The organism is Hymenobacter bucti (assembly GCF_042681145.1).
Lineage (GTDB): Bacteria > Bacteroidota > Bacteroidia > Cytophagales > Hymenobacteraceae > Hymenobacter > Hymenobacter bucti.
In genome coordinates this window covers 271,918-286,166 of sequence record NZ_JBHUFD010000002.1, presented here as the reverse complement: position 1 = coordinate 286,166, position 14,249 = coordinate 271,918, and the positions used below count along the sequence as shown (strand labels likewise).

The window sequence follows — 14,249 nt, the reverse complement described above, 5'->3', positions numbered from 1 at the left end:
CGCAAGGCAGCGCTCGCCAGCACCTTTGGGGGCGGGCGGTCCGGTGCATTTTCGTCATGTTATTTTTTCTTTCCTACCCGATGAAACGCATTAAAATTCTGGAAGTCCGCTCTGAGCTGGGCGCCGGCACCCGCGGCTCAAGCATGGGCATCGACGCGCTGCGTGTGGCCTGCCTCAATAAGGGTTCCGATTACTTTCGGCGCTACGGCTCAGTGGCGGTGCCCGACCTCAACTACGCGCTGTTTGACGACACGCCATTTTCGTTTGCCCGGCACATCGACGCCATTTATACCGTGCAGAAGAGCGTGGCCAGCGCCGTGGAGCAGACGCTGCGCTTTGGCGATTTCCCGTTGGTGCTGAGCGGCGACCACAGCAGTGCCAACGCCACTATCGCGGGCGTCAAGGCCGCGCACCCCAATAAGACTCTAGGGGTCATTTGGATAGACGCGCACGCCGACATCCACTCGCCCTATACCACGCCCAGCGGCAACGTGCACGGCATGCCCCTGGCCGCTGCCCTAGGCGAGGACAACCTGCCCTGCCAGCGCCAGCAGCCCGATGCCGACACCGAATTTTTCTGGCGCCGCCTCCAAAACCTGAGCGAGCCCGGCGCCAAGCTACGCCCCGAGCACCTGGTATACGTGGCCGTGCGCGATACCGAGGCGGAAGAAGAAGCCCTTATCGAGCGCCTGGGCATCAAGTGGATACGCCTGCCCGAAATCAAGGAAAAAGGCTCGCGCCAGCTGGCTCAGGAAATCTACGAACACCTAAGCGCCTGCGACATGGTCTACATCTCCTTCGATGTCGATAGCCTCGATTCGAGCTTCAGCAAAGGCACCGGCACGCCGGTGGAGGAAGGGCTTTTTCTCTCCGAAGGCGAAAACCTGTGCCAGGACTTGCTGGAAAACGAGCGCGTGGTGTGCTTCGAGATGGGCGAAATCAACCCGACCCTCGACAGCGAAAACACGATGGCTGATAATGCCTTCGGCATCTTAGAGAAAGCCACCATCGCCATCGAGCGCCGCCTATCGGTGTAGCTTGGACTCGCAGCGTCCAAGCTACACCGATAGGCTATTAGTTATACTGGCTGATAAAGGCGTAAGCCCCTAGGGTATAAGTAGTAGCCGAGGTGAAGTGGTTGCCGCCCTGAATGGGCCGCAGCGTAACTTGGGTGGCGCCGCGGGCCTGCATGGCATCGTAGGCATCCTGCGAGTTGAAGAAGGGGACGTAATCATCGGCGGTGCCGTGGAAGAGGGCTAAGGGCGCGGTCGGCTTCCAGTCGTAGATGTCGTTGGCGGTGAGCGTGGCCGTAAGGGCCGCGTCCGAGCCCGTTAGCACCGCCTGGCGGAAGGTGTTGGCAAAGAGCTGACTCTGCTGGGTGGGCACCTCGGCAAATGGGTCGGCTTGCAGCCGCGTGGCGTAGGGCTCCTGGTAGTAGTACGAGAAGGGCCGGTTGAGGGCGTAGATGCGGTCGTAGGTGCGTAGCACCCACACGTAGGTGCCTAGGAAGCTAAGCGGCTGGGTGCTCTGCAAGATGTATTTGGCAAAGGCCGACTTGTGGTAGGCGCCGGCGCCGGGCGCGCTGGCCGTCACGGGCAGGGCGGTGGCGTAGTTTTCTTGCAAATACTTGTGCAGCGCCAGCGTGGCGTAGCCGCCCTCCGAGTACCCTAGGAGAAAGTTTTTCTGATTAATGCTGACGTTTTGCTGCTGGCAAAACTCGCGGGTGGCCCGCAGCATATCGGCCGAGGCGCTGGCCAGCGAGGCGGCGTGCTCGTAGGGGTGGGGCAGGGCCTTGCTGGCCCCATACCCAATATAATCGGGCGCCGACACCACGTAGCCCGTCGAGGCCAGCACCGACACCACTGACCACACGTCGGAGCCCTGGGCGTAGTAGCTGGGCGCCTGATTTTCATTGTTTGGCGTGATGGTGCCGTGCTGGTAGCTCAGCACGGGCAGCGTCGTGGGGGCCGTGGGCAGCAGCACCGCGCCCGAAGCCGTGGTTTCCTGGCCTTCGGGCGTGCGGGTGCGGTAGGTGAGGCGATAGACCTTAATGGGGTACCGCACCAGCGCGCCCGCCAGCGGAATGGCCGACACCCGCGTGGCGAGCGTGGCCGTGCTGTACTCGCCAATGAGCGTGCTGCCCGTGAGCACCGTCGTGCTGCTGCCCGGCGTGGTAGGCGTCGTTGGGGTAGGGGTAGTGGGGTCGGGGGCGCTGTTTTTGCAGGCGGGGGCCACCAGCAGGCCTAGACTAAGCCACAAACTGGGGAGAATCGAAAAACGAAATAGCGACACGCGGAGAGGAAGTTAGGGCTAGAAAGTAATTTCTAACGCCAGCGGGCAAGGGCTGCGTTCCGAGCGACGGCTGAAAAGGCGAAAGTCAGCGCTCGCGCCGCAGTCCGGCCGCCAGGCAGGAACTGCCCGCCGCGGCCCGCGTCCCTAGGTGCCCTGGCGCCGGCTTACCTTTGAGAAATCAAATGGATATAGAAGCCGGGCGGGCGTTTCGCAACCGCAACTTTCGCTACTTTTTTGCCGGGCAGTCCATCTCCTTGCTCGGCACCTGGATGCAGAAAACGGCGGTGAGCTGGGTGATTTATACCCAAACGCACTCCAAGTTTATGCTCGGCGTGAGCGTGTTCGCCACCCTGTTTCCGTCGGCGCTGCTGTCCTTGTTCGGCGGCGTGGTGTCGGACCGCTACAACCGCTACCGGGTGCTGCTGCTCACGCAGGTTTTGTCGATGGTGCAGGCGGCGGCGCTGGCCGGGGCGGTGTTTTGGCGGCCCGACCTGGTGTGGGTGCTCATTGGGCTGAGCGCGGTGCTGGGGCTCATCAATGCCTTCGACGTACCCGCCCGGCAGTCGTTGGTCTACGACTTGGTCGAAGACAAAAAGGACCTGCCCAACGCCGTGGCCCTCAATTCGATGATGCTCAACTTGTCGAAGCTGCTGGGGCCAGCCATTGCCGGCCTGGCGCTGGAGCAGCTGGGTGCCGCCGCCTGCTTTGGGCTGAATGCGCTCAGCTTCGTGGCCGTTATTGGGTCGTTGCTGGCGCTGCGGCTGCCAGCCTACGTGGCCAAGGTGCACGATACCAGCATCCTGAGCGAGCTGGCCGAGGGCTTTCGCTACGTGCGGGACACGGCTACTATTCGGTTCATTATCAGTATGGTGGGGCTGACGGCCTTGCTCGTGCTGCCCTTTGTCAACCTGCTGCCGGTGTACGCGAAGGACATCTTTCGGGGCAATGCCACCACCTTCGGTTTGCTCGACGGGGCTATCGGCCTGGGTGGTTTGCTGGGGGCCTTCTACCTGGCCTCGCGCAAGCCGGAGGTTAGCCTATACAAGGTCATTGCCGTCACCACGTTTGTATTCGGGGCGGGGCTGCTGCTGTTTGCCTACACGCCGCAGTACGGGCTGGCGCTGGGCTTTCTGGTGGTGGCGGCGTTCGGCATGATGGCCCAAACCACCATCAGCGTCACGTTGCTGCAAACCACGGTGGCGCCGGCCATGCGGGGCCGGGTCATCAGCCTCTACGTGCTGGTGTACGCGGCCGCGCTGCCCCTAGGTAGCCTGCTGGTGGGCGCGGCGTCGGAACGCTTTGGCGTGCAACCCACCGTGCTGGCCGAGGGCGGCCTGTGCTTGTTGATAGGAGTGCTTTACCTCCGAAACTATCGAAAGGGAAAACTGGCGGCCACTACGCCCGAAGTGGTGCTGGTCACCTGAGGCAATTCGCGTTTGGGCCTGCGGGTTCGACTGGCCCCGCCGTACCTTTGCCCTCGTGCAACAGCTTGAACAAAACCTCAAAACCGCCCTGCAAGCCGCCGCGCAGGCCGTTTTCAACCAAGACATTCCCGCCGCCAGCCTCGTGCTGCAGCCCACGCGCAAAGACTTTGCGGGCAGCTTTACCCTCGTCACGTTTCCGCTGACCAAAGCCTTCGGCAAAGGCCCCGAGCAAATCGGCCAGGCCCTGGGCGAGTGGCTGCAAGCCCACGCGCCCGCCGTGCGCGGCTACAACGTGGTGAAGGGCTTCTTGAACCTCGAAATTGCCGACGCCGAGTGGCTCCAGCTCTTCACCGAGCTCAGCCAGCAGCCGGCCGGCACGCCCGTGCCCTTCGACGGCCCTAAAAACGTGGTGGTCGAGTACTCGTCGCCCAATACCAACAAGCCCCTGCACCTAGGGCACCTGCGCAATAACTTCTTGGGCTACAGCGTGGCCGAGATTCTGAAGGCTACCGGCGCCACCGTTACCAAGGCCAACCTGGTGAACGACCGCGGCATTCACATCTGCAAGTCGATGATAGCCTACCAGCGCTTCGGCGAGGGCGCCACGCCCGAGAGCGCGGGTCTGAAGGGCGACCACCTGGCCGGCAAGTACTACGTGCTGTTTGAGAAGCACTACCGCGAAGAAATCAAGCAGCTCGAAGCCGAAGGTGTCACCAACGAGATAGCCAAAAAGCAAGCGCCGCTGATGCTCGAAGCCCAGGAGATGCTCCAGAAGTGGGAAGCCGGCGACGAGGAAGTAATGGCCCTCTGGCACCGCATGAACGGCTGGGTCTACGAGGGTTTCAACGCTACCTACGCCAATATCGGCGTCGATTTCGACAAGTTTTACTACGAGTCGGGTACCTACCTGCTGGGCAAGGAGCGCGTGGAAGAAGGCCTGCAAAAAGGCGTGTTCTTCAAGAAAGAAAACGGCTCGGTCTGGGTTGATTTGCAAGCCGAAGGCCTGGACGAAAAGCTGCTGCTGCGCGCCGATGGCACCAGCGTCTACATCACCCAGGACCTGGGCACGGCTGAGCTCAAATACCAGGATTTTGGCTACGACAGCAGCATCTACGTCATTGCCGACGAGCAGAACTACCACATGCAGGTGCTGCAAGCCACGCTCAAAAAGCTGGGTAAGCCCTACGCCGATGCCATTCACCACCTCAGCTACGGCATGGTCGATTTGCCTTCGGGCAAGATGAAAAGCCGCGAAGGCACCGTGGTTGATGCCGACGAGCTGGTGAAGGAGGTGGAAGAAGCCGCCGAAGCCGCGACCCTCGAAAAAGGCAAAACCGAAGGCCTCAGCGACGAGGAGCTGGCCCAGCTCTACCACACGCTCGGCCTAGGTGCCCTGAAGTACTACCTGCTGAAAGTAGACCCTAAGAAGCGCATGCTTTTCAACCCCGCTGAGTCGGTGCGGCTGGAGGGTGACACGGGACCGTTCATTCAGTATTCGTACGCCCGAATTTCCAAAATTCGGCGCGATGCGGAAGCCACTGGTGTGGTCGCCGGTGCTGATTTCAGCCAGCTAGGCGCCTTGCACGCGGCTGAGGCCGAGCTAATACAGCAGCTGGTGGGCTACGCGGGCGTGGTGGCCGAGGCTGCCCGGGCCCTCTCGCCCGCCGTGGTAGCGCAGTACGCCTACGAAGTAGCCAAGAGCTACAACCGCTTCTACACCGAAGTGCCGATTTTGAAGGAAGCCGACCCGCTGAAAAAAGCCTTCCGGGTGGCCCTGTCGGCCAAAACGGCTGAGACCATCAAAACCAGCCTAGGGCTGCTCGGTATAGCCGTACCCGAGCGCATGTAATTATTTGGGTGCAAAAAAAATGAAGCCGTCATGCTGAGCGTAGCAAAGCATCTCTATCGCAACGTTGGTTTAGTAAGCCAATGGATGCGGCCAAGATGCTTCGCTGCGCTCAGCATGACATTCTTATTTATTAGTAGGTAAGCTTATGAAAAGCGTAGCAGTGTACTGCGGCTCTAGCAGCGGCAACAAAGAAGCATACACCCAGCAAGCCCGGGAAATGGGCCGCGAGCTGGCCCGCCGCGGCCTCACGCTCGTGTACGGTGGTGGCTGCGTGGGCCTGATGGGCACCATCGCCGACGCCGTGCTGGCCGAGGGCGGCAAGGTTATCGGCGTCATCCCCGGCTTTCTGGCCGATAAAGAACTGGCGCACAAAGGATGCACCGAGCTGCACGTGGTCGAAACCATGCACCAGCGCAAGTTGCTCATGGCCGACCTCGCCGATGGCTTCGTGGCCATGCCGGGCGGCTTTGGTACCCTAGAGGAATTGTTTGAGGTGCTAACCTGGGCCCAGCTGGGCCTGCACGGCAAGCCCGTGGGTTTGCTCAATACCCTAGGTTTCTACGACGCGCTACTGGCGCTGCTCGACCACATGAGCGGCGAGGCATTCCTGCGCGCCGAAAACCGCGACCAGGTATTGCAGCATGCCAATGCTGCCGCGCTGCTCGACGCTATGCAGGCTTACCAGCCCCTGCGCCTGGAAAAGTGGCTGACGCCCGAGACGACCTAGGGTGTAGAAGGTGGCGGGCGTGGGACTTAGTTAATTCAAGCAATGTCAAGAGTTAATTAAGCCTAGCAGCGCGCGGAAAACTGACCGAAACGGGGCTGAAGAAAAATTAATAAGAGCTTCAGGTGCTCCTAAGGTGGTGCTGGCAATTTTGAATCAGGAAAGCGGAACGAACCGCCGCCCTAAGCTCATATAGCATCTCCATGTCACACCCCACCATGCACACCGTCGCCGCGGCCCTGGCCGCCCTGTTGCTGGCCGGCCCCCTAGCCCACGCCCAGCAAGCTTCTTCTACCAAAACCAAGCAGAGCAAAACCAGCCAAGCAGCCCCGGCGCTCGCTACTACTGGCACGGCCCCCACGCCCCCGCCGCTCGCCGGCGGCCCCAAGCCGCCCCGCCCTGGCGACGGTCCCGGCCGCCCCAACGGCCCCGGCCCGCGCCCGGCCGGCGTGCAGGCGCTGAGTGATGTCAGCGGTACGCTCACCGACTACACCGCCGCCAACGACGACCAGGTGTATGACGCCTTCACGCTCAAAACCAGCGCCGGCACCGAAACCGTGCACTTCCCGCGCCACCTCGCCCAGGCCCTGATGGCCGCCGCCAAGGCCGGCAGCCAGGTCACCGTATCGGGCTTCCGCAATACTGACCCGGAGGGCCGCGCGGCCCTGCACCTAGTAAGCCTCATGGCCGGTGGCCAAACCGTGCGCGACACGCCGCCGGCACGCCCCACCACCCCGCCTACTGAAGAAGCCACCACCGTGCGGGGCACCGTGCAGCGCATCGCCCAAGACCCCAAAGGCCGCACCAACGCCGTGGTCATCAGCGATGGCACCGTGCTGCGCCTGCCCCCCGATGCCGCCGCCCAGCTAGCTGAGAAGCTGAAGGTAGGCGCCACGGTGGCCGCCACCGGCGCCTTGCGGGCCCCCGTAGCCGGCGAGGTAGCCGCTAAGCCCGTGCGCGTGGTGCGCGCCCAAACCATCACCCTCGACGGCGTGCAGTTTTTGGTGCGCTAACCAGGTAGTGCCCATAGCCAATTCGGCCCCGAACCCGCCAGGTTCGGGGCCGAATTGGCTATGGGCGCTGCGGTTACGTAACCAGAGCCACCAGCTTTATTTCTACCCATGCGCATTTTAGTAATTGAGGACGAGCCGCGCCTGGCCGAGTTTGTGCGGCAGGGCCTGGGCCAGGCCGGCCACCTGGCCGACGGGGCCGACAACGGCGCCACCGGCCTCGAAATGGCCGCCGCCACGCCCTACGACGTGATTTTGCTCGACCTGATGCTGCCCGGCCAAAACGGCCTCGACGTGCTGCGCAACCTGCGCGAGTTTGGCATCGAAACGCCCGTTATCATCGTGAGCGCGCTCGGCGGCACCGAGCACGTTATTCGGGGGCTCGACGCCGGGGCGGTGGACTACCTGCGCAAGCCCTTTGCCTTTGAAGAGCTGCTGGCTCGCCTGCGCACCGTGCAGCGCCGCGTCGCCTCGGCCGAAACGCCCGTGCTGCGCCTAGCCGACCTAGAGCTGGATCTGATACACCGCCGCGTGAGCCGCGCCGGGCAGGTGCTCACGCTCACCAACCGCGAGTTTGCGCTGCTGGAGCTGTTGCTGCGCAATCCCAACCGGGTAGTCACCAAAACCCGCATCGCCGAAAAGGTGTGGGAAGTCGATTTTGACATGGGCTCCAACGTGATAGAAGTGCACCTCTCGCAGCTGCGCCGCAAGCTCGACCGGGCCTTCCCGCACCTGCCGCCGCTGCTCGAAACGGTGGTGGGCCACGGCTACCGGCTGCACGACCCGGCCGCCGCCCGATGAACGCGCTGCGCGGCCTGCGGGGCCAGCTGGCGCTAGCCTTTGCGCTCGTGTTTGGGCTGGTGGTGGGGCTGGCCGGGCTCTACCAGTACCGGCAGGTGGGCCGGGTGCTGCACCAAGCCGACGACCAGCGCCTGCGCGCCCGCGCCTACCAATTGCTCGACCAAGTAGACCTAGGCGGCGCGCTGCCCGTGCTGCCCCTGCCCAGCCGCGGCGAGCAAATGCAGGTAGCGGTGCAGGCTACCGGCCAAGCCAGCCGCGAGCTGTTTCATTCGCCGGGCTTTTTGGCTGAAAAGCCGGGCCCCGATACTCTGCGGGGCGTGCTGGTAACGCGCGCCACCTACGATGCCGCCGGCCAGCCGGCCCAGGTGCGGCTGTGGCTGGCCCACTCAGCCGGCCCGCTTGCTGCCGATTTGCGCCGCGTGCGCCTGGGGCTGTGGGCGGCGCTGGCGGGCAGCTTGGTGCTGGCGGCCGCGCTGGCGGCCGGCCTAGGGTGGTGGGTGCTGCGCCCGCTGCGGCGCATCAGCCAGCAGGCGCGGCGCATTGGGGCGGCGCCCGGCGCCGAGCGCCTGCCCGAGCCCGCCACCGGCGACGAAGTGCAGGCCTTGGCCCAGGCCCTCAACCAAATGCTCGACCGCCTGCAAACCGGCGCCGAGCTGCAAGACAACTTCCTGGCCGCCGCCGCGCACGAGCTGCGCACTCCGCTGGCTGTGCTGCAAACCAGCCTGGCCGTCACGCAGCAGTCGCCCGAGCTGCCCGCCAGCCTGCGGCCGCCCCTCGACGCCCAGGCCCAGGAGCTGGAGCGCCTAGGTCGGCTGGTTGAGGACTTCTTGCTAGTAAGCCGCCTGCGCTCCGATGCGCTGCCGCTCACGCGCCGGCCCGTGGCCCTCGATGGGCTGGTGCTGGCCGCGGCCGACCAGCTGCTGCCGCGCTTTCGGGCGGCGGGCCGGCAGTTATACTTAGCTGTGGATGAAAGTGTGGCCGACTACACCGTGGCCGCCGATGCCGATAAGCTGACCACCGTAGTACTCAACCTGCTCGATAATGCCCTGCGCCACGCCCTGCCCGGCGCCGCCGTGCGCGTGGCCGTGGGCCAGGAAGCGGACACGGGCTTATTCTACGCCGAAGTCAGCAACCCGCTGCGCGCCTCGCTCGGCGACCTTTCGCGCCTCACCGCGGCCCACTACCAAGCCGAGGTGCTCAGCAGTGGGGCCGGCTTGGGGCTGTGGATTAGCAACCGCATTGCCGAGCTGCACGGCGCCCCGCTGGCCCTGCGTGAGGCCGACGGCCAGCTCCACGTGCGCCTGCGGCTGGCCGGGTAGCTCGGACTCTGCGAGTCCGAGCGCGCGCAGCGCGCATCCGCGTGGGCATGGTTCCCACTAGCGTACCTAGGCGCGTGAGTGGTGGCCGGGCTAGCGTGGATGCGCGCTGCGCGCGCGCTCGGACTCGCAGAGTCCAAGCTACAGCTTGCTACCGTGCTAGGCGTAGGCCGGTGTATTGCCAGCGCTTGTCGGCGTGGAAGAAGTTGCGGTACGTGAGGCGGATGTGGCTTTCGGGCGTGGCGCAGGAGCCGCCGCGCAGCACCAGCTGATTTATCATAAACTTGCCGTTGTACTCCCCTAGGGCGCCGGCGGCGCGCTGGTAGCCGGGGTAGGGGTGGTAGGGCGAATAGGTCCACTCCCAACAGTCGCCCAGCAACTGGTGGCACTGGGTAGGGTCGGCATCGGCGGGCAGGGGCTGGGGGTCGAAGTGGCCGGTTTCGAGCCAGTTGCCGCCCTGGGGCGTGGCCTCAAAGTAGCGGGCCGCGGTTTCCCACTCCGCCTCGGTGGGCAGGCGAGCGCCGGCCCACTGCGCGTAGGCATCGGCCTCGTAGAAGCTAAGGTGCGCCACCGGCGCAGCCAAATTGAGCGGCGCCAGGCCGGTGGGGCCGTAGCGCAGCCACTGGCCCTCGGCGGTTTTCGACCAGTAGAGCGGGGCCGTCCAGCCCTCGCGGTTTATCAAATCCCAGCCCTCACCCAGCCAGAATTGAAACTGCTGGTACCCACCCGCCTCGATAAACCGGAGGAAGTCGCCGTTGGTCACGAGCCGGTTTTGGAGCTCAAACGGGGCCACCAGCACCTCGTGCACCGGTAGCTCATTATCAAACGAAAACCCCTCTTGCTGGTGCCCCACGGCGTAGATGCCGCCCGGCACCGCCAGCCAGGTCGCTTCGCTAAGTGAAGAGTGAAGAGTTAAGAGTGAGGAGTTGCCGGATTTGAGTGCCTCACTCTTAACTCTTAACTCTTCACTCAAGTAGCCGGGCGCCAGGGGGTTGGTGCTGAGGATGTACTTAATGTCGGTGGCCAGCAGCTCCTGGTGCTGCTGCTCGTGGTGCAGGCCTAGCTCTACTAGCTCGGTGGCGGTGGGCGGCAGCTCGGCTAGGCGGGCGAGCAGGGCGGCCATGTGCTCGTCTACGTAGGCGCGGTAGCGGTACACGTCGGCCAGGGGCGGGCGCGAGAGGGTGCCGCGGTCGGCGCGGTTCACGCGCGAGCCGAGCGAGTTGTAATAGGAGTTGAACAGAAAGGCATACTCGGGGTGGAAGACCTCGTAGCCGGGGGCGAACCGCTGGAGCAGCATGGTTTCCCAAAACCAGGTGGTGTGGGCAAGGTGCCACTTGGGCGGGCTCACGTCTAGGCTGGGCTGCACCACGGTGTCTTCGGGCAGCAGTGGCTGCACCAAGGCCACCGACTGGGCGCGCACGGCTTGGTAATGAGCGGCCAGGGAGGAAGTGCCGGGCACCGCCGGCGGCGCCGCGAAAAGGGAAGGGGAGGTAGGCATAGGAGAAGCTAGATAGCAGCAGTAAGAACCGCCAGAACGGGCCCCGGGTTGCGGCGGGTACTCACTAACTACGAGAACCTGTCTGGCAGAACCTGTTAGGCGCCGCGGACAGTTGCGGTTTGCCGCAGTGTAAGCCCAACACTACGGGAAGTACGTAGGGCGCGCTAAGTAGTAGTTGGTATTTATTGAAGGGGTAGTAGCATTAATTTGTTAGGTTCATAATTAAGTGATTAGCTTCATCCATCCTTACGAAAAACACGACTCCATTTCCTCCTATTTCTCCATCTACCCCATGGCAACTACCCCCACTACCGCAACAACCGCAACGACCGCTGGCGATGCCAAGCGTTCGCTGCGCCCCGCCAACCGCATTGGCGAAAAGAGCCGCCGCGGCTTCGCCGCTATGTCGCCCGAGCAGCAGCGCCGCATCGCTAGCGAAGGCGGACGGGCCTCGCACCAGAGCGGCCGAGGCCACCGTTTCTCGCCCGAAGAAGCCCGCGAGGCTGGCCGCAAAGGTGGCCAGATTAGCCGCCGCGGCAAAAAGAAAACCGATAGCGCTTCGTAAACTGAAGCTAGCCCTCCAGTAGGCAGCCTTCATCCGGCCGGGTAGCGTAGCTACCCGGCCGTTTTGCGTTTGGGCCAGAATACAACCTAGGCTGCCATCTTTGCCTTATGCTGACTCTTTCTTACCAGCGGCGGGCCCTGCGCTTCAATTTTCCGGCCCGCACGTCGCGCGGCGCGCTCACCGAGCACGTGGCCTATTACCTTGAGCTGCGCGACCTCCGCACCACGGGCCGCGTGGGCTGGGGCGAAGCCGCGCCGCTGGCCGGCCTCAGCCCCGACTACGGGCCGGCCTTCGAAGCCCAGGTGCAGGCGCTGTGCCAGGCCGTGAACCAGCAGCGCTACACGTTTCTGGAAGATATTGACCCGGCCCGCCTCATCAGCGCCGCCCAGCCGGCCCTGCGCTTTGCCCTCGAAACGGCGGTGCTCGACCTGGCCCAGGGCGGCCGGCACCAGCTGTACGCCAATGCCTTCAGCCAGGGTCAGGCGGGCATCCCCATCAACGGGCTGGTGTGGATGGGCGACGCCGCCTTCATGCGCGAGCAAATTAGACAGAAGCTGGCGGCGGGCTACGCCTGCCTAAAAGTCAAAATAGGCAGCATCGACTTTGCCACCGAGCTGGCGCTGCTGGCCGAAATCCGGGCCGAAGCCGGCCCCGAGCAACTGGTGCTGCGCGTCGATGCCAACGGCGCCTTCAGCCCCGCCGAGGCCCTAGGTAAGCTGGAGGCGCTGGCGCGCTTTGCGGTGCACTCCATCGAGCAGCCCGTGGCGGCGGGGCAGTGGCCCGCGCTGGCCGAGGTGTGCCGCCAGTCGCCCATTCCGGTGGCCCTCGACGAGGAATTGATTGGCCTCACCGACCCCGACCAGCAGGCGCAGTTGCTGGCGGCCGTGCGGCCCGCCTATCTCGTGCTCAAGCCCACTCTGCTGGGTGGCCACGCCGCCACCCGCCGCTGGATTGCCCTGGCCGAAACCCACGGCTTGGCTTGGTGGATGACCTCGGCCCTGGAGTCGAACGTGGGCCTCAATGCCGTGGCTCAGCTCACGGGCGAGTACGACGTGGCAGGCTTTGCGCAGGGCCTGGGCACCGGCCAGCTCTACCACAACAACGTGGCCGCACCGCTGCGCATCGCGCATGGGGCGCTGCACTACGACCCCAGCGGCCCCTGGGGCCCGCTCGCGCCCGAAGAGCCGGCCTAGGGTCGGTTTTGGTGCGAGCGCTCGTCAAGCCGTAGCGCGAACTTTGTAGTTCGCGTTCGTCCAGGTGCTCGCTAGCGGACGCGAACTATAAAGTTCGCGCTACAGCCTGCTTGCACACTATTGCAGGAAACTAACAACTGTTAGCTAACTTTAAGCACCCTTTTTAGCCGGGGTGCGCGCAATGACTTGTCTGGTACTTTTAGCGGCAATACTGGGGGTGCTCGGCCGTGCCCTGCGCGGGCGCCTGGTTGGGCTGCTCGGGCTAGTGCTGCTAAGCCAGGCGGGGTGGGCGCAAGCCACCGGGCCGTTTCAGCTCATGCGGCCGCGGGCCACGCACACCTCGTTCAAGTTCGACACCCAGCGCAACCTGATAATCGTGGCGGCCCGCCTCAATGGGCACGGGCCGTACCATTTTCTGCTCGACACGGGCGTGAGCACCAGCCTGCTCACTAACTCCGCCCTCGGCGACTCGCTGCACCTGACGCGGGGCGAGGAGCTGCGGGTGGTGGGCGCGGGTGGCGAAGACACCCCCCTGCGCGCCTACCGCACCAGCCAGGTGCGCGTGGAGCTGCCCGGCCTGGTGGCGCCGGGCATGAGCTGGCTGCTGCTCTCCGAAGATGCCCTCAACCTATCGGGCTTCGCGGGCACCCGCATCGACGGCATCCTGGGCGCCGAGCTTTTTCAGTCGATGGTAGTTGCCATTTGGCCCATGCGCGGGCTGCTGGAGTGCTACGCGCCTGCCACCTACCGCGCCCCGCGCCGGGGCTGGGCCACGCTACCCCTGCACCTCTACAAAGACAAAGCCTACGTGGAAGCCGGGGTGGAGCAGCTGCCGCTGGCTGAGGCGGAAGGCACCGCACTCGCTCCCTTGCCGCTGCGCCTGGTGCTTGACACGGGCGCCGGCCACGCCCTCAGCCTCGAAACCAACGCCGACCGGCGCCTGCGCCTGCCCCCCGGGCACGTGCGCGCCGACCTGGGCCGGGGCCTGGGGGGCATCGTGCGGGGCAGCATCGGGCGGGTGGGAGCCATTCGGCTGGGGCGCTACCGGCTGCCGCGGGTGCTCACGTCCTTCCCCGATTCGGGGCAGGTGCACCAGCGGCTGCGCGCGCACGATGCACCCCGCCAGGGCAACCTAGGGTTTGAGCTGCTGAAGCGCTTCAACTGCATTATCGACTACCCGCACCAGCGCCTGCTGCTGCGCCCCAACGCCCAAAACCGCCAGCCCTTCGAGCACGATATGAGCGGCCTAAGCATCGTGGCGGCCGGCCCCGGCTACCGCTACTACCAGGTGCAGAGCGTGGAGGCGGGCTCTCCGGCCGAAGCCGCGGGCATCGTGCCCGATGAGGAGCTGCTGGCCATTAACCTGCTGCCCACCGGCATGCTGGCCCTCACCGAGATTACGCGGCTGCTGCGAGCCAAGGATGGCCAGCGCCTGCTGCTGGTGCTACGCCGCCCCGACGGCGAGCTGCACTCCGTGAGCCTGCAGCTGCGCCGGCGCCTGTAGTGCGCGGCTTGGGTAGTGTGGTAGCGCGCGCCTTGATAGTGCGCGCTCGCTAGCGCGCCGCCAGTTAGCTGCA

The 14,249-nt window shown here is 64.7% G+C and carries 12 protein-coding genes; 10 read left to right on the top strand and 2 right to left on the bottom strand.

What is annotated here, in order from left to right:
• The first annotated feature begins 80 nt into the window (after window positions 1–80).
• Window positions 81–1,037 (top strand): arginase, encoded by a 957-nt coding sequence (locus ACFSDX_RS07170; protein WP_382312587.1) that lies wholly within the window; start codon window positions 81–83, stop codon window positions 1,035–1,037.
• 37 nt (window positions 1,038–1,074) lie between these two features.
• On the opposite strand, the gene ACFSDX_RS07165 is transcribed toward ACFSDX_RS07170, so the two are convergent.
• Entirely contained in the window at window positions 1,075–2,292 is a 1,218-nt protein-coding gene (locus tag ACFSDX_RS07165) for an alpha/beta hydrolase family protein (RefSeq protein WP_382312586.1), read from the bottom strand.
• 182 nt (window positions 2,293–2,474) lie between these two features.
• On the opposite strand from ACFSDX_RS07165, the gene ACFSDX_RS07160 reads away from it, so the two are divergent.
• From ACFSDX_RS07160 to ACFSDX_RS07135, 6 genes are all read left to right on the top strand, one after another.
• Window positions 2,475–3,716 carry an MFS transporter gene (locus ACFSDX_RS07160; RefSeq protein ID WP_382312585.1) on the top strand — a complete coding sequence of 414 codons (1,242 nt, stop codon included), beginning with the start codon at window positions 2,475–2,477 and terminating at the stop codon, window positions 3,714–3,716.
• A 55-nt stretch (window positions 3,717–3,771) separates the two neighbouring features.
• Complete coding sequence (gene argS / locus ACFSDX_RS07155; protein ID WP_382312584.1) at window positions 3,772–5,565, top strand: arginine--tRNA ligase; 1,794 nt, start codon at window positions 3,772–3,774, stop codon at window positions 5,563–5,565.
• A 145-nt stretch (window positions 5,566–5,710) separates the two neighbouring features.
• Entirely contained in the window at window positions 5,711–6,292 is a 582-nt protein-coding gene (locus tag ACFSDX_RS07150; RefSeq protein ID WP_382312583.1) for an LOG family protein, read from the top strand.
• Between the two features lie 200 nt (window positions 6,293–6,492).
• A complete protein-coding gene (locus ACFSDX_RS07145) occupies window positions 6,493–7,302 on the top strand; it encodes an OB-fold nucleic acid binding domain-containing protein (RefSeq protein ID WP_382312582.1) in 810 nt (269 codons plus the stop codon).
• Window positions 7,303–7,410: 108 nt separating this feature from the next.
• Window positions 7,411–8,100 (top strand): response regulator transcription factor, encoded by a 690-nt coding sequence (locus ACFSDX_RS07140; protein WP_382312581.1) that lies wholly within the window; start codon window positions 7,411–7,413, stop codon window positions 8,098–8,100.
• Window positions 8,097–9,419, top strand: a complete 1,323-nt coding sequence (locus tag ACFSDX_RS07135; protein WP_382312580.1) for a HAMP domain-containing sensor histidine kinase — start codon at window positions 8,097–8,099, stop codon at window positions 9,417–9,419. Before ACFSDX_RS07140 ends, ACFSDX_RS07135 begins: the two co-directional genes overlap by 4 nt.
• A 148-nt stretch (window positions 9,420–9,567) precedes the next feature.
• Here the strand turns inward: ACFSDX_RS07135 and egtB are convergent, their stop codons facing one another.
• Window positions 9,568–10,914, bottom strand: coding sequence for an ergothioneine biosynthesis protein EgtB (gene egtB, locus ACFSDX_RS07130; protein WP_382312579.1), 1,347 nt, complete (start codon window positions 10,912–10,914; stop codon window positions 9,568–9,570).
• Window positions 10,915–11,206: 292 nt separating this feature from the next.
• Between egtB and ACFSDX_RS07125 the strand changes: the two genes are divergently transcribed.
• From ACFSDX_RS07125 to ACFSDX_RS07115, 3 genes are all read left to right on the top strand, one after another.
• Window positions 11,207–11,479 (top strand): KGG domain-containing protein, encoded by a 273-nt coding sequence (locus ACFSDX_RS07125; RefSeq protein ID WP_382312578.1) that lies wholly within the window; start codon window positions 11,207–11,209, stop codon window positions 11,477–11,479.
• Between the two features lie 107 nt (window positions 11,480–11,586).
• Window positions 11,587–12,672, top strand: coding sequence for an o-succinylbenzoate synthase (locus ACFSDX_RS07120; RefSeq protein WP_382312577.1), 1,086 nt, complete (start codon window positions 11,587–11,589; stop codon window positions 12,670–12,672).
• Between the two features lie 181 nt (window positions 12,673–12,853).
• Window positions 12,854–14,176 carry an aspartyl protease family protein gene (locus tag ACFSDX_RS07115; RefSeq protein ID WP_382312576.1) on the top strand — a complete coding sequence of 441 codons (1,323 nt, stop codon included), beginning with the start codon at window positions 12,854–12,856 and terminating at the stop codon, window positions 14,174–14,176.
• Window positions 14,177–14,249: the final 73 nt, after the last annotated feature.